Genomic DNA, 15500 nt, shown 5'->3' with positions numbered 1-15500 from the left:
ATTCTGTACATATGAACTTACTAGTAGGAAACATTGGCCACCTGAGCGTCATCGTGGCGTTTGCGGCGGCGCTGGTGGCCGCTTACAGCTACTTCCAGGCCACGCGGGGCCGGAAGCTCGGCGATGATGACACCAACTGGCTGCGCATTGCGCGCGTGGCTTTTTTCGTGCACGGTGCGGCCGTGCTCACGGTAGTAGGCTGCCTATTCAACATCATTCAGGCGCACCGCTACGAGTATTACTACGCCTGGAGCCACAGCTCCAACCACCTCCCGGTGGAATACATGATTTCCTGCTTCTGGGAAGGCCAGGAGGGCAGCTTCCTGCTCTGGATTTTCTGGCACGTGGTGTTGGGCTTCTTCATTATGCGTTTCAACCGCAAGTGGGAAGCGCCAGTAATGGCCATTTTCAGCGGCGTGCAGCTGTTTTTGGTGAGCATGATTCTCGGCGTAGTGCTGGGCGATGTGAAGATTGGCTCGTCGCCGTTCATCTTGCTTCGCGATTTCATGACCGACCTGCCGGTGTTCAAGATGAACCCCGACTTCGTGCCCAAAGACGGCACCGGCCTCAATGCCCTGCTGCAGAACTATTGGATGGTGATTCACCCCCCCACGCTGTTCCTGGGCTTCGCCCTTACGCTGGTGCCATTTGCCTTCGCCATTGCTGGCCTTTGGAAGCGTGAGCTGACCGCCTGGGTTAAGCCCGCTTTGCCCTGGACACTTATTGGCGGCGGCGTACTGGGCGTGGGCGTGGTAATGGGCGCCTACTGGGCCTACGAAACCCTGAACTTCGGCGGCTACTGGAACTGGGACCCGGTGGAAAATGCCGTTTACATTCCGTGGCTTGTGCTGGTGGCTTCATTGCACGGAATGGTGCTGTGGCAGAAGCGCCGCACCGGCCTGCGCACTTCGTTTGCGCTGGTGGTGGCCACGTTTATTCTCATTCTCTACGCCACCTTCCTCACCCGGAGCGGCGTGCTGGGCAATGCCTCGGTGCACTCCTTCACGGACCTTGGCCTTTCCGGGCAGCTGTTTATCTACCTCGCTGTCTTCTCGGTGCTGGCCATTGCCCTGCTAGTGTACCGCTGGAAAGAGATTCCAATTTCGGAGAAAGAGCTGACGCTTTACAACCCGGAGCTGTGGGTATTTGTGGGGGCTACGGTGCTGTGCCTGGGCGCCTTCCAGGTGCTTTTCACCACCAGCATTCCCGTTTATAATTCCTTCATGGGCCTGATTGGCATTAAAACCAACGTGGCCCTACCTGCCGACCAGATTGCTCACTACTCCAAAGCCCAGCTCTGGATGGGCGTATTTGTAGCCCTGCTTTCGGGCCTGGCCCAAATCATGTGGTGGCAGCGCAACGACAAAAACACGCTGGTGAACTCGCTCACGGCCCCTGTCCTGCTCACCTTGCTGGGCACGGCCCTGGTGGTGCTGCTGGTGCGCTACAATGGCTTGAGCATTTCGCCGGCCTACGTGGTGCTCACGCTGGCGGGCTTGTTTGGCGTGCTGGCCAACTTTGGCACCATCTTCACCCTGCTGCGGCGCGGCATCAGCCTTTCGGGCGGAGCCGTGGCTCACTTAGGCATTGCGCTGATGCTGCTGGGCGTACTGGCTTCGGCCGGCTACTCCAACATCATTTCCCGCAACGTGTCGGGCTTGCTCTACTCGCGCGAGTTCGACGAAGAGCTGAACCGCGACAACGTGCTGCTGTGGCGTAACGAAACCACGACCATGCAGAAGTACGAGCTGACCTACACCGGTCAGTACTTCGATGTGCCCGGTGTGCCCGGCTACGTGGACAAGCAGTTCCTGTTCCGCACCGACGACGACTACAAGGCCCTAGCCCGGGCCCCCATCGTGGCCGAGGGCAAGACCTACTATAAGACCGGCGACACCGTCGCCATCATGCCCGAGAACACCTACTACCGCATCACCTACAAGGATAAGGAGTCAGGCGAGCAGTTTGTGCTCTACCCCCGCGCTCAGGTAAACGACGAGATGGGCGGTGGTGGCCTGCTGGCTTCGCCGGCCATCAAAAAGTTCTGGGGCCATGACATTTACTCGCACGTGAGCTCGGTGCTCGACCCGCGCAAGGAAAAGCAGTGGAGTGACGTGAAGGAGCACGTGCTGGCCGTAGGTGACACCATCTTCCTCAACGACTATTTTGCCGTGTTCCGGGCCATTGAGCCGGCCCACGAAACCGCGGGCCTCAACCTGCAGAAAGGCGACCTCGCCCTGCAGGCCGACATGATTGTGCACGGCGAAAAGCGTCAGTACCATGTGCACCCGGTGTTCGTGGTGCGCAACCGCCTCGTGGGCCGCGTGCCCGACGAAGTAGATGACCTCGGCGTACGCTTGAGCCTCAACAACATCGACCCCGTGGCCGGCAAGTTCACCTTTGGCGTGAGCACCACCCAGAAGGACTATGTCATTCTTAAGGCCATGGAGAAGCCCTTCATCAACCTGCTTTGGAGCGGCACGCTGCTCATGGCCCTCGGCTTCGGCCTGAGCGTGCGGCAGCGCGGCCGCAAGGGTGTTATCACGGAAGCGCCCGATGCCGCCAGCACCGCAGCCCCGGCCCGCAATGTGCGCCCGCAACCAGTGAGCTAACGCCACCGAAATTGCAACCAACCACATAGAAAAGCCGCTTCGAAGGTATTTGAAGCGGCTTTTCTATGTATGATAGCAGTGCCCCGCTTTCTTTTATCAGCAAAGCATCGTGCCCATCCTTATCGCAAGAAATTGCTCCATAGTCTTGCCAGCCGGCCATGACCAGTCTTTCAGTCTCTTTCCGGCGTGCTGCTGGCACCGTTCTTAGTGGCCATGAATAACCGTAACCCCGCGTCCTTGCGCATCGGCTTGCTGGGAGCCGGCCGCGTAGCCAGCCAGTTGGGTCCAGCGCTGGCTGCCGCTGGCCACCAGGTGGTATTTGTGTGGAATCGCACCGTTCCAGCCGCTAAAACCCTGGCCGCTCAACTGCCCGGCACGCAGGCCCTGACTACGCTAGCCTCTCCCCTGCCGCTGGCCGATGTATATCTGTTAGCTGTGCCCGATGCAGCCGTAGCCTCGCTGCTGGCCAGTACCCCCTGGCCCGCCGGCGGGCTGGTAGCACACCTGGCCGGTGCCCTGTCACTGGCCGTTTTCGCCTCGCAACCCACCGTACATGGCGGCGTTTTTTATCCACTGCAAACGTTCAGCCCCGGCCGCGCCGTTGATTGGTCTACCGTACCCCTGTGCATCGAAGCCACCGATTCAGCGGCCGAAGCCACGCTTCTTGCCTTGGCTCGCAGCCTCAGCCAGCACGTGCGCCTGCTCAGCTCGGCGCAACGCCTCAAACTGCACGTGGCGGCGGTGTTTGCCAACAATTTCACCAACCACCTGTTAGGCATTGCTGATGCCCTGCTGACCGAGGCCAACCTCCCGGCGGCGCTGCTGGCCCCTTTGGTGCGCGAAACGGTAGACAAAGCCCTGGCTAATCCGCCGTTTGCCGTCCAAACTGGGCCCGCCGTCCGCCGCGATGCCCCAACCTTGGCCGCTCATCAGGCCGCGCTGGCGGCCCACCCGGCCTGGAAGGCGCTTTATGAGCAGCTCACGGCCAGCATTCAGACCCAGCTTTGATGCCGGGGGTGGGCAGAGTACCTTTGCGGCGGCAAACGCCGTGTTTTATTTCGCACTATTCGCTTCTAGTTTTGTCTGTTCCCGCCACCACTATCACCTTCCAGCTCAGCGACGGCCAGCCGGCCCAAACCCATGTGGCGGCCCCCGGCGAGTCGGTGCTCGACGTGGCCCTCAACAACGGCATCCAGCTCCAGCACAATTGCGGCGGCGTTTGCGGTTGCAGCACCTGCCACATCTACATCAACTCGGGCGGCGACGACCTGCCCGAAATCAGCGACAAGGAAGAGGACTTCATTGACCGCGCCGAGAACCCGCGCATCAACTCCCGCCTCGCCTGCCAGTGCGTGGTGGAAGCCAACATGCAGCTGGTGGTCACCATTCCGCCCCAGCACTTCCTGGGACATTAATTTTTAGGGTAAGAGGGTTAGGGGGTAGGAGGGCAAGAGGGAAAGAGGGGAAAAGTCACCCTTTGTACCCTTCACCCTGAAAACTCCTGCCCTCTTACCCCCTAACCCTCTTACCCTAACCCAACATGCCCCATTTCGAGCCGCCCATGCACTGGGCCGACCACGAGGATATTGCCATGGCGCTCTACGAGAAATTCGGCGACGATTTCACGGAAGCCAAAATCTACCGCATCCGCTTCACCGATTTGATTGAGTGGGTTCTGAGCCTTAACAACTTCAACGGCACCCGTGAGCAGGCCACCGAGGGCCACCTCGAGCAGATTCAGGCCAAGTGGGTGTACGAGTGGCGCGACAACCAATAACGGATGGGGTTACGGCGCCGGCCAGCCAACCCGGCGCTGATTTCCCGCGTAAGCTGCTCTGAAGTGCAGTAAACTTGCATTTCAGGCATACCCGCAGCCTTTACCCGGGCAGTTTCCCATCTTTCCATTTTTGTTTTTTTGCATGAAAACCGGCATCATCAAATTTTTCAACGAAGCCAAAGGCTACGGCTTCGTTACCGACGACCAAACGAAGGAAGATTTCTTCGTGCACGTAACCGGCCTGAACGGGGCTACCGTGCAACAAAACGACCGGGTTGAGTTCGAAACGCAGGAAGGCCGCAAGGGTATTAATGCCGTGAACGTGCGCAAAGTCTAACGACCGCTAACGACCTTGGGGAAACCCACAGAAAGCTTCTCCCTCTCGGAGAAGCTTTTTTGTTGCCCCGCCGCGCCCAACTTGCAGCTACCGGCCGGCACTTTGGCCGACCTTTGCATTCTTCCCAATTCCCGAATGAACCCGCGCCCGCCCAAGCCGCCTGTCCCTGCAGTGCCCCCGCCCCCGGCGGACCGGCTGCGCACGGCCCTGCCCACGCTGGTGCGCTGGCCCAACCTGCTCATTATGCTGCTGTGCCTTGCGCTGGTGCGGGCCGGCCTGCTCCTGCCCGAGCTGCCGCTGGCCACGGCGCTGCTCGACCTCCGCTTTGGGTCCCTGGTGCTGGCGGCGCTGTTCGTAGCGGCCGGGGGCTACATCATCAACGACTATTACGACGTCAAAATCGACGCCATCAACCGGCCCGACCGCTTGTTGATAGGCCGCGTGGTGAATCGCCGCAAGGCCATGCTGGCCCACTTGCTGCTCAGTGGCGTGGGGGTGCTGCTGGCCGGCTGGCTGCACCCGGTGCTGGGTGCCGTCACGCTGGGCACGGCGCTGCTGCTGTGGGGCTACTCGGCCCGGTTCAAACGCGTGGCTTTGGTGGGCAACGTGAGCATTGCCACGCTTACGGCGGCGCTGGTGCTCCTGCCCGAGCTGCAATTGCAGCTGGAGCGCAACGATAGCAACAGCGTGGTATGGCCGTACGCGCTTGCAGCTTTCCTGCTTACTGTGGTGCGCGAAATTGTGAAAGATGTGGAAGACATGCGCGGCGATGCCCAGCACGGTTGCCGCACCCTGCCCTTGGTGGTGGGCGTGGCCCAAACAAAATGGGTGGCGGGCATCTTCCTGGGCTGCCTGGCGTTACTTACCCTCGGCGCTACCGGCAACATGTTTGTGAGCGGGCATTGGCCGCTAGCCATTTGGCTCACGGTGTTGGTGCTCTTGCCCATGGCCCAGCTCACGCGCCTGCTCATCCGGGCCGACCGCCGACGCCATTTTACCTACCTCAGCACTTGGTGCAAGGGCATTATGCTAGCCGGCGTGTTGAGCATGGCGCTGGCCGGGGGCGTGGGGTAGAACTGAAATAATAAGTTAAAGAAACGTCATGCTGAGCTTGCCGAAGCATCTCTACTTCAATACTAAATCTGGTTAGTTACGCGGTAGAGATGCTTCGGCAAGCTCAGCATGACGTTCTACTACGAAAACTTGATAATTGTTGAAATGAAATACCGTCACCTTTTCTTCGACCTCGACCATACATTGTGGGACTTCGAGAAAAACGCCAACGAGACCTTGCACACTCTATTTGAGCGGCACGACTTTGCTCGTTACCGCACCTTCAAGGTTGATGAGTTCGTGCGGGTTTACAGCGATATCAACCACGCGCTGTGGCGCCTCTACCAAAGCAATAAGATTTCGCAGAAGCAGCTGCGCGAGGTGCGTTTTTTACGGACACTCACCAAACTGGGCGTGCCCGAAACCGAGATTCCAACCACCATCTCGGATGAGTTTACCGACATTCTCCCCCAGAAGTCGGCGGTATTCCCCTTCACCCACGAGGTGCTGGACTACCTCAAACCCAATTACCGCCTGCACCTGATTACTAACGGTTTCAACGACATTCAAGCCCTCAAGCTGGCGTCTTCCAACCTTTCGCACTACTTCGAGGAAATAATTACCTCCGAGCACAGCGGCCACCTCAAGCCCGACCCACGCATGTTTGCCCATGCCCTGCAGCGCACCGGCGCCACCAAAACCGAGAGCCTCATGATAGGCGACAACCTGGAATGCGACGTGCTGGGCGCCTACAACGCCGGTATTGACCAGGTGTATTTTAACCCGGATAAAAGGCGCCACTTCAATCAAATCACGCACGAAATCAGCTGCTTGAGCGAGTTAAAAGACATTTTATAAGTCCTCTTCCTGTCATCCTGAGCGTAGCGAAGGGCCTTATCACGGCTGCAGCCGCTTGGATACTGCAAGCATTTCGTCTGTCATAAGGTCCTTCGCTGCGCGGACGCAAGATTAAGGATGACAGGCAGCATTTGGTAAAACTACCCCCTCCCATGATACACCTCATTGGCATGTCGGGCCGCCGCGGCAGCGGCAAAGACACCGTGGCGCGCCTGCTGCAGCAGATGCAGCCCGAGCGCATTTGGCAAATCAGCTCGTTTGGCGATTCCATTAAGTCCGTATGTGCGGCCCTCACGGGCGAAGACGTGGCGCCCTACTACAGCCAACAGGGCAAGGCGCAGTTCGTACCGGCTTTTAAGCGCACCCGCGGCGAAATGCTGCAGCAAGTAGGCCAGGCCCTGCGCGTGTGGGAGCCCATGGTGTGGGTCGATGCCTTCTTTGCCCGCCTCCCACCCGATGCCTTCATGCTCGTGCCCGACGTGCGCTTCCCCAACGAAGCCGACCCCATTCGGGCTCGCGGCGGCCTCATGTTGCGCATCGAAGGCGACCCGCTGAAACAGCGCGGCGATGGCACCCGCGATGACAACCACCCCAGCGAAGTGGCCATGGACGACTACGCGCACTTCGACTTCACCATTCACAACACCGGTACTTACAAGGACCTGGAGCAGCAGGTGAGACAGCTGGTAAAGCAGTTGTAACGGAGCTCTATCATTGCAGCAGCGCGGTGAAGCACTTCATCCTTCCCATGATTTGTGTGATATGCCTGACAACTAACTGTCAAGCGCAAACTCGTTGTGATTCAATTTATGAGGTTGAAGACAAGTTTTGGGCAGCTTACCTCGATAAGGGTCTTAGGGGTTTAATACTATTTGATAGGTATCCGGAAATTGCTTTCGGAAAAGATAGATTAATCAACTACACGGACGATAAAGAGAGAATAGGCGCCGTGATGTACATAGTACTAATTGATAGTCTTGGCAAGCCTTCCTGTTTGAGATTTGCTTACACCAACAACCCGCTGCTTGTTGAAGAAGCCAACCAAATAGCTAAAAAACTGACGTTTACGCCTGCTTCTACCGGAGGGAAAGGGGTGAATTCCACAATGAACATCATCGTGCGGTTTTATGCAGAACCTCCTAAAAGGCGTCGCACGCACTAGTCAGGCTTCAAGTACAGCTGTACCACTCAGCCTATACCTTTGCCCCTCTCCCACCAAAACTCCCACGCCACACCTAACCCGAACCCTATGGCCAACGGCTTTTTCAACGTCCCGACCCCGATTAATGAACCGGTAAAAGGCTACGCGCCCGATTCGCCCGAGCGCGCCGAGCTGCACCGCGAGCTTAAGCGCCTCAAGCAGCTGGAGCTGGACATTCCCATGCACATCGGCGGCCAGGAAGTACGCACCGGCAAAATGGAGCGCATCAGCCCGCCCCACGACCACCAGCACACCCTCGGTCACTTCCATTTGGGCGATGCCAGCCACGTGCAGCAGGCCGTGGACGCAGCTTTAGCTGCCCGCCCCATGTGGGCCGAAATGCCCTGGGAGCACCGCGCCGCCATTTTCCTCAAAGCTGCTGAGCTACTGGCCGGCCCTTACCGGGCGCGCATCAACGCAGCCACCATGCTGGGCCAGAGCAAGAATGCTTTCCAGGCTGAAATCGACGCGGCCTGCGAGCTGATTGACTTCTTCCGCTACAACGTGCACTTCATGCGCGAGATTTACGAGCAGCAGCCGCAGTCATCGCCCGGCATGTGGAACCGCTTGGAGCACCGCCCGCTCGAAGGCTTCGTGTTCGCCCTCACACCCTTCAACTTCACTTCTATTGCCGGCAACCTCCCCTCCTGCGTCGCCATGATGGGCAACGTGGTAGTGTGGAAGCCCGCCAACACCCAGATTTATTCGGCCCAGGTGCTGATGGAGCTGTTCAAGGAAGCCGGCGTGCCCGACGGTGTTATCAACCTCGTGTACGTCGACGGCCCCACAGCCGGTGAGGTGTTGTTCAATCACCGCGACTTTGCCGGCATCCACTTTACCGGTTCCACGGGCGTGTTCCAGAACATCTGGAAGACCATTGGCCAGAACATTCACAAGTACAAGTCCTACCCCCGCATCGTGGGCGAAACCGGCGGCAAGGACTTCATCCTGGCCCACCCCTCGGCGCACGCCAAGGCCGTAGCCACCGCCATTACGCGCGGTGCCTTTGAGTACCAGGGTCAGAAATGCTCGGCCGCCTCGCGCGTGTACCTGCCCAGCAACATCTATGAGGAAGTGAAAGGTTACCTGGTAGAAGACCTCAAATCCCTCAAAATGGGCGACGTGGAGGATTTCAGCAACTTCATCAACGCCGTTATCACCGAAGCTTCGTTCGATAAGCTAGCCAAGTACATCGACGGCGCCAAGTCCGACCCGGACGCTGAAATCATCGCCGGCGGCAACTACGACAAGTCGAAAGGCTACTTCGTGGAGCCCACAGTCATCGTGGCCAAGGACCCGAAGTATGTCACCATGTGCGAGGAGCTTTTCGGCCCCGTGCTGACCATTCATGTGTACGACGCCGACAAGTTTGAGGAAACCCTCGACCTCGTTGACAGCACCTCGCCCTACGCCCTCACCGGGGCGGTGTTCTCGCAAGACCGTTACGCCATCGACCTGGCCTCGAAACGCCTGCAGAACGCGGCCGGCAACTTCTACATCAACGACAAGCCCACCGGTGCCGTGGTTGGTCAGCAGCCCTTCGGCGGCGCCCGCGCCTCCGGCACCAACGACAAAGCCGGCTCCATCCTCAACCTGCTGCGTTGGGTATCGCCTCGCGCCATCAAGGAGACCTTCGTGCCGCCAGTAGACTACCGCTACCCGTTCCTGGGTGCTGCTACCGGCGAAAACCTGGACGTAGCTGCTGGCGGTTTTTAATAGTTAGCAATTCAAAAGTGAAAGGGCTGCCCTCTAGTTGGGGCAGCCCTTTTTTTACTTACCGTAATGTTGCGAATCCACCTATTTCCACACAATAGGCACATTTCGGAATTCAAAGCTTGGATTGCCGGGTCCGGAATCACTCCGAAATACGGTAAAGGTTAGCACTGAAAAACTTTTCACAGAAGGTAATATTTTCTTGATAACGCCGGCTGCTTTTACCGGCACGTTGGTCGTCACCTTGCTCCGAGGGCTGTTGCCAAAGCCAACATCATATGTCTGGTACTGCTCACCGCTCGCATCAACGCCAAGTAAGCCCTGAAACTGCAGGTCGCGCGTGGGCCCCGTGTTTTTAACCAATATATCGACCTGCACAGTTTGCGCTTTGATGTTGCCTGTCGCGCGCACCAGGCTGTATTCTACCTGCTCTATGGTCTGCTTTTGGGCAACGGCACTCGCTGGTTGGGCAGGAACCGACTGCGTAGGCACGGAAGCAGTCTCAACGCTTTTAGGAGCATTTTTGCGCAAAAAAGCATTCTCTGCTTTCAATCGGGATACTTCCGATTTAAGGTAGTCGCAATCGCACGACTGAGCCCAGGCATGGCTCGAAATCATCAAAGCAATCAGTGTACATCCCAATAGACGCTTGTTCATTCAGGTAGCTGTTAAAAGATGAGTTTATGGCTCAAACTACGGTGACTATAGGTAATAGTTAAGCGGTTTAGCCCATCAACAATCTAAGGTATCTGCTAACATTGCGCCCCAACCCCGTAAGCCCTACCTTTGCCCTTCAGCGCCCTTGGCTGCTGCCATCCTCTAATCTCACAGCTATGTTATTAGTCCAGTCTGCTGCTAATTATCAGCCTTCCGATTACCTCCCTATCCTCATTCAATTTGGTCTGGCTTTGGCATTTGTGGCCTTCGCCATGATTGTGTCGCACTTGGTAGGGCCCAAGCGCACGAGCGCCGTGAAAGACGCCTCCTTCGAATGCGGCATCGAGTCTGTCGGCAACGCCCGCACTCCAATTTCGGTGAAGTACTTCCTCACGGCCATTGTTTTCGTGCTGTTCGATGTAGAAGTCATCTTCATGTACCCCTGGGCCGTGAACTTCCGCGCCTTGGGCAACGACGGTTTCATTGCCATGATTCTGTTTATGTTCTTCCTGCTCGCGGGTTTTGCATACATTATCAAAAAGGGCATCCTGCGCTGGAACGAAGCCTGATTCAGCCAAACTTTTGCGGCGCCGCTGGTGTTCGTAACTAGGCCATTAGGCCCTCCAAACTGACCCATCTCAACTATGGATACCCGAGTTCCAGAAATCAAAACTGTCGAGGCCCCCGAGGGCGTTGAAGGCGCTGGCTTCTTCGCCACTTCGCTGGAGAAAGTAGTGGGCATTGCCCGCGCTAACTCGCTCTGGCCCTTACCCTTCGCTACATCTTGCTGCGGCATCGAGTTCATGGCTACCATGGGCTCGCACTACGACATCTCGCGCTTCGGCTCCGAGCGCCCCAGCTTCTCGCCCCGCCAGGCTGACTTGCTCATGGTAATGGGCACCATTGCCAAGAAAATGGCTCCTATTGTGAAGCAAGTGTATGAGCAAATGGCCGAGCCCCGCTGGGTGCTGGCCATGGGCGCCTGCGCCTGCTCAGGCGGAATTTTCGACTCGTACTCAGTGCTGCAAGGCATCGACCGCATCATCCCGGTCGACGTGTACGTGCCCGGCTGCCCGCCCCGCCCCGAGCAAGTGCTCGACGGCCTGATGCGCGTGCAGGACCTCGCCAAAAACGAATCATTCCGCCGCCGCAATGCGCCCGAGTATCAGGCCCTGCTGGCGTCGTACAACATCAAGTAAATTAGCTGTTAGCCATTAGCTGTTAGCTGTTAGCTCTCTCGGGCAATCAGATTTCCGGCTCGAAAAGAAAGCTAACAGCTAGCCGCTAAAAGCTAATAGCTACCAAAGAATGAATCCTCAGGAATCTGCCGCCGCTCCCGAAGCTCCAGTTGCCGAAGACCCGATTAAGGTCCAGAATGCGCGGGTGCTGGCTTTGCTCACCAGCCTGTTTGGCGAGGGCACCTTTACCGACATTGAGGAGCCCTACGGCCTGCTCACGGTGACCACCACGCGGGAACGCATACACGACATCATCGCTGGCTTGCAACAGGACCAGGAAATCAGGTTTCATTTCCTGACCACCATGTGCGGCATCAACTACCCCGAGAACGAGGGCAAGGAGCTGGGCATGATTTACCATCTGCACAGCCTGACGCAGAACATTCGCCTGCGGATAAAAATCTATTTCCCCATCACCGACCCGGTGGTGCCGACCCTGACCGACCTCTACGCCACCGCCAACTGGATGGAACGCGAGGCCTACGACTTCTACGGAGTCATCTTCACCGGCCACCCCAATCTCATTCGCATCCTCAACGTCGAGGACATGGACTACTTCCCGATGCGGCGTGAATACCCGCTCGAGGACGGTACCCGCGAAGACAAAACCGACCTGTTTTTCGGCCGCTAGGCCATTTGTCATGCGCATACCTGTCATCCTGAGCTTGCGAAGGACCTTCTCAAGCTAGAACAATTTGCAGTGCATTTGCCCGGACCTGAGAAGGTCCTTCGCAAGCTCAGGATGACAGACGCCACCCCTCATCGACAAGAATAAAATGGCAGTAAACGACACGCTGGAAGGCACCCATAAAATACACGAGGAGGCCGTAGCGCAGCGCCACGGCCAGCTCATGCCCCTGCTCAACGACTTCAGCCAGGAGCTGACGACGCTGAACCTGGGCCCCACGCACCCGGCCACGCACGGCATTTTCCAGAACATCCTGCAAATGGATGGCGAGCGAATTGTGTCCGGCGTGCCCACCATTGGCTACATCCACCGCGCGTTTGAGAAAATCGCGGAGCGCCGGCCGTTCTACCAAATCACGCCCCTCACCGACCGGATGAACTACTGTTCGTCGCCCATCAACAACATGGGCTGGCATATGACGGTAGAGAAGCTGCTCGGCGTGACCGTGCCCAAGCGGGCGCAGTACATGCGCGTGATTATGATGGAGTTGGCTCGTATTGCCGACCACCTGATTTGCAACTCCATCCTGGGTGTAGATACCGGCGCCTTCACCGGCTTCCTGTACGTGTTCCAGGAGCGTGAGAAGATTTATGAAATCTATGAGGAGGTGTGCGGCTCGCGCCTGACCACCAACATGGGCCGTGTGGGCGGCATGGAGCGGGATTTCTCACCGGTGGCGCTGCAAAAGCTGCGTGACTGGCTGAAGACCTTCCCGGCCGTGATGAAGGAGTTCGAATCTATGTTCAACCGCAACCGCATTTTTATGGACCGCGTGGTGAACGTGGGCCCGATTTCGGCGGAAAAGGCGTTGAACTACGGCTTCACCGGCCCCAACCTGCGGGCGGCGGGCGTCGACTACGACGTGCGCGCCATGAATCCCTACTCTTCTTACGAAGACTTCGAGTTCGACATTCCGGTGGGCACCAACGGCGATACCTACGACCGCTTCATCGTCCGTAACGAGGAGATTTGGCAGAGCCTTCGCATCATCAAGCAAGCACTGGAGAACCTGCCCGAAGGCCCTTACCATGCCGATGCTCCGCATTACTACTTGCCCGCCAAGCAGGAAGTGTATAAGAACATGGAGGCCCTGATTTACCACTTCAAAATCATCATGGGCGAGATTGATGCGCCCGTTGGCGAGGTATATCACTCCGTGGAAGGCGGCAATGGCGAATTGGGTTTCTACCTGATTTCCGACGGTGGGCGCACGCCCTACCGCCTGCACTTCCGCCGGCCCTGCTTTATCTACTACCAAGCTTACCCGGAAATGGCCGTGGGCACGACGTTGTCGGACGCCATTGTCATTCTCTCGTCCATGAACGTCATCGCTGGCGAACTGGACGCCTAGTTTTCTGTGAACCTAATTGATATGGAGCCGACCACCGCGCCGACCAAACCGCAATTTTCTCCCGCTGCTCAAGCGGAAATCAAACGCCTGCTCACGCACTATCCGGAAGACAAGAGCAAGTCGGCCCTGTTGCCGATTCTGCACATTGCGCAAGCCGAATTTGGCGGTTGGGTGAGCCCCGAAGTACAGGATTTGGTGGCCGAAACACTGAAAATCAAACCGATTGAAGTGTACGAAGTGTCGTCTTTTTATACGCAGTACAACCTCAAGCCAGTAGGCAAGCACGTGCTGGAAATCTGCCGCACTGGCCCTTGCATGCTGCGCGGCTCTGATGAGTTGACGGAACATCTGGAGCGCATCACCGGCGCCAAGGTGGGTGGCACTTCGCCCGACGGTACCTTCACCCTGAAGGAAGTAGAGTGCCTGGCTGCTTGCGGCTTCGCCCCCATCGTGCAGGTGCGCGAGAAATACTACGAGCAGCTGGACACGCCGGAAGCAGTGGATGCCATGCTGAACGAATTGAAGAGCCTGGTGCACCGCCCCATACTGCCTTGGGAGGAAACGGAGTTACCAAACTCGCTGAAGAACTACTAATCGGCTGGCCAACAGCACAACGCTTACCATTATGGGCCGCAAGCTATTAACTGAACATATCAACGTTGAAGGCATCGACACCTTCGACGTGTACCGCAAGCACGGCGGCTACCGCTCCGTGGAGAAGGCCCTCAAAACCATGACGCCCGACGAAGTGGTGGAAGAAGTGAAGAAGTCGGGCCTGCGCGGCCGCGGCGGCGCAGGCTTCCCCACGGGCATGAAATGGAGCTTTCTGGCCAAGCCCGAGGGCGTGCCGCGCTACCTCGTCTGCAACGCCGACGAATCGGAGCCGGGTACCTTCAAGGACCGTCAGCTGATGTCGAAACTGCCCCACTTGCTCATAGAGGGCATGATTGCGGGCAGTTACGCACTGGGCGCGCGCACCAGCTACATCTACATCCGCGGCGAGTTGTTGTACGTGCTGCGCATTCTCGAAAAAGCTATTGCTGAGGCTTATGCGGCTGGTTTCCTGGGCGAAAACATCCTTGGCTCGGGCTACTCGCTCGATTTGCACGTGCATCCCGGTGCCGGCGCTTACATCTGCGGTGAAGAAACCGCACTGCTGGAATCTTTGGAAGGCAAGCGCGGCAACCCGCGCAATAAGCCGCCATTCCCCGCTGTGCAGGGCCTTTATGCCCGTCCTACGGTGGTTAACAACGTGGAAACTATTGCGGCCGTGCCGGTTATCGTGAACGAAGGCGGCGACGAATACGCCAAAATCGGCGTCGGCAAAAGCACGGGCACCAAGCTGATTTCGGCCTGCGGCCACCTGAACAAACCCGGCATCTACGAAATTGAGCTGGGCGTGCCGGTGGAGGAATTCATCTACTCCGATGAGTACTGCGGCGGCATCTGGAAAGGCCGCGACCTGAAGGCTGTTGTGGCCGGTGGTTCGTCTGTTCCAATTCTTCCTAAAGAGCTTATCCTGAAAACTGCGGCCGGCGAAAACCGCCTGATGACCTATGAGTCGCTGTCTGACGGCGGCTTCATCACGGGCACCATGCTGGGCTCCGGCGGCTTCATTGCGATGGACGAAACCACGTGCATCGTGAAGAACACCTGGAACTTCAGCCGCTTCTACCACCACGAGTCGTGCGGGCAATGCTCGCCCTGCCGTGAGGGAACGGGTTGGCTGGAAAAAGTACTGCACCGCCTCGAACATGGCCACGGCTCGATGCACGACATCGACCTGATTGTGAGCGTAGCCAAGCAGATTGAAGGCAACACCATTTGTCCGCTTGGCGAAGCCGCCGCGTGGCCGGTATCGGCTGCAGTGCGTCACTTCCGCCACGAGTTTGAGTGGCACGTGACCAACCCCAAAGAAGCCACTGCTCCCGGCGCTGCTTACCGCGGTGCCCCGGTATTGGCCTAACGCCTGTCATGCTGACGAAGGAAGCATCTTATCACCGCTGCTTTCGTCA

The 15500-nt window shown here is 57.8% G+C and carries 17 protein-coding genes; 16 read left to right on the top strand and 1 reads right to left on the bottom strand.

Annotated features, from left to right (window positions below):
• The first annotated feature begins 11 nt into the window (after positions 1 to 11).
• From ccsA to pruA, 10 genes are all read left to right on the top strand, one after another.
• Positions 12 to 2612: a cytochrome c biogenesis protein CcsA gene (gene ccsA, locus BMZ66_RS14660; RefSeq protein ID WP_092675023.1), complete on the top strand. Its 2601-nt coding sequence runs from the start codon at positions 12 to 14 to the stop codon at positions 2610 to 2612.
• Between the two features lie 213 nt (positions 2613 to 2825).
• On the top strand, positions 2826 to 3620 hold the full coding sequence (locus BMZ66_RS14655; RefSeq protein WP_143080227.1) for a Rossmann-like and DUF2520 domain-containing protein: 795 nt from the start codon (positions 2826 to 2828) through the stop codon (positions 3618 to 3620).
• A gap of 71 nt (positions 3621 to 3691) precedes the next feature.
• On the top strand, positions 3692 to 4027 hold the full coding sequence (locus tag BMZ66_RS14650) for a 2Fe-2S iron-sulfur cluster-binding protein (RefSeq protein WP_234795107.1): 336 nt from the start codon (positions 3692 to 3694) through the stop codon (positions 4025 to 4027).
• A 125-nt stretch (positions 4028 to 4152) separates the two neighbouring features.
• The gene (gene iscX / locus BMZ66_RS14645; RefSeq protein ID WP_046244216.1) at positions 4153 to 4389 is read left to right on the top strand and encodes a Fe-S cluster assembly protein IscX; all 237 of its coding nucleotides are present in this window, start codon (positions 4153 to 4155) and stop codon (positions 4387 to 4389) included.
• Between the two features lie 142 nt (positions 4390 to 4531).
• Positions 4532 to 4726 carry a cold-shock protein gene (locus BMZ66_RS14640; protein WP_068188929.1) on the top strand — a complete coding sequence of 65 codons (195 nt, stop codon included), beginning with the start codon at positions 4532 to 4534 and terminating at the stop codon, positions 4724 to 4726.
• A 135-nt stretch (positions 4727 to 4861) separates the two neighbouring features.
• Positions 4862 to 5800: a geranylgeranylglycerol-phosphate geranylgeranyltransferase gene (locus BMZ66_RS14635; protein WP_143080226.1), complete on the top strand. Its 939-nt coding sequence runs from the start codon at positions 4862 to 4864 to the stop codon at positions 5798 to 5800.
• A gap of 144 nt (positions 5801 to 5944) precedes the next feature.
• Complete coding sequence (locus BMZ66_RS14630) at positions 5945 to 6637, top strand: YjjG family noncanonical pyrimidine nucleotidase (protein WP_092676103.1); 693 nt, start codon at positions 5945 to 5947, stop codon at positions 6635 to 6637.
• A 152-nt stretch (positions 6638 to 6789) separates the two neighbouring features.
• Positions 6790 to 7338, top strand: a complete 549-nt coding sequence (locus tag BMZ66_RS14625; RefSeq protein WP_092675009.1) for a nucleoside/nucleotide kinase family protein — start codon at positions 6790 to 6792, stop codon at positions 7336 to 7338.
• Between the two features lie 26 nt (positions 7339 to 7364).
• On the top strand, positions 7365 to 7799 hold the full coding sequence (locus tag BMZ66_RS14620) for an energy transducer TonB (RefSeq protein ID WP_143080225.1): 435 nt from the start codon (positions 7365 to 7367) through the stop codon (positions 7797 to 7799).
• Positions 7800 to 7886: 87 nt separating this feature from the next.
• Positions 7887 to 9554, top strand: a complete 1668-nt coding sequence (pruA, locus tag BMZ66_RS14615; RefSeq protein WP_092675003.1) for an L-glutamate gamma-semialdehyde dehydrogenase — start codon at positions 7887 to 7889, stop codon at positions 9552 to 9554.
• 81 nt (positions 9555 to 9635) lie between these two features.
• Here pruA and BMZ66_RS14610 read toward each other — a convergent pair whose 3' ends face one another.
• A complete protein-coding gene (locus BMZ66_RS14610; RefSeq protein WP_143080224.1) occupies positions 9636 to 10208 on the bottom strand; it encodes a hypothetical protein in 573 nt (190 codons plus the stop codon).
• Positions 10209 to 10384: 176 nt separating this feature from the next.
• On the opposite strand from BMZ66_RS14610, the gene BMZ66_RS14605 reads away from it, so the two are divergent.
• The 6 genes from BMZ66_RS14605 to nuoF all read left to right on the top strand — a co-directional run bounded on the left by BMZ66_RS14605 (position 10385) and on the right by nuoF (position 15451).
• Positions 10385 to 10777: an NADH-quinone oxidoreductase subunit A gene (locus BMZ66_RS14605; protein WP_092674997.1), complete on the top strand. Its 393-nt coding sequence runs from the start codon at positions 10385 to 10387 to the stop codon at positions 10775 to 10777.
• A gap of 75 nt (positions 10778 to 10852) precedes the next feature.
• Positions 10853 to 11407: an NADH-quinone oxidoreductase subunit B gene (locus BMZ66_RS14600; RefSeq protein ID WP_092674994.1), complete on the top strand. Its 555-nt coding sequence runs from the start codon at positions 10853 to 10855 to the stop codon at positions 11405 to 11407.
• Between the two features lie 109 nt (positions 11408 to 11516).
• Positions 11517 to 12077 carry an NADH-quinone oxidoreductase subunit C gene (locus BMZ66_RS14595; protein ID WP_092674991.1) on the top strand — a complete coding sequence of 187 codons (561 nt, stop codon included), beginning with the start codon at positions 11517 to 11519 and terminating at the stop codon, positions 12075 to 12077.
• 220 nt (positions 12078 to 12297) lie between these two features.
• Positions 12298 to 13485: an NADH dehydrogenase (quinone) subunit D gene (locus BMZ66_RS14590; protein ID WP_046244293.1), complete on the top strand. Its 1188-nt coding sequence runs from the start codon at positions 12298 to 12300 to the stop codon at positions 13483 to 13485.
• A 21-nt stretch (positions 13486 to 13506) separates the two neighbouring features.
• A complete protein-coding gene (locus tag BMZ66_RS14585) occupies positions 13507 to 14079 on the top strand; it encodes an NADH-quinone oxidoreductase subunit NuoE family protein (RefSeq protein ID WP_092674988.1) in 573 nt (190 codons plus the stop codon).
• Between the two features lie 31 nt (positions 14080 to 14110).
• Complete coding sequence (nuoF, locus tag BMZ66_RS14580; protein ID WP_092674985.1) at positions 14111 to 15451, top strand: NADH-quinone oxidoreductase subunit NuoF; 1341 nt, start codon at positions 14111 to 14113, stop codon at positions 15449 to 15451.
• Positions 15452 to 15500: the final 49 nt, after the last annotated feature.

The sequence above is a fragment of the Hymenobacter arizonensis genome (assembly GCF_900115775.1).
In the GTDB taxonomy this organism is placed as follows: domain Bacteria; phylum Bacteroidota; class Bacteroidia; order Cytophagales; family Hymenobacteraceae; genus Hymenobacter; species Hymenobacter arizonensis.
This window is presented reverse-complemented; position numbering and strand designations above follow the sequence as displayed.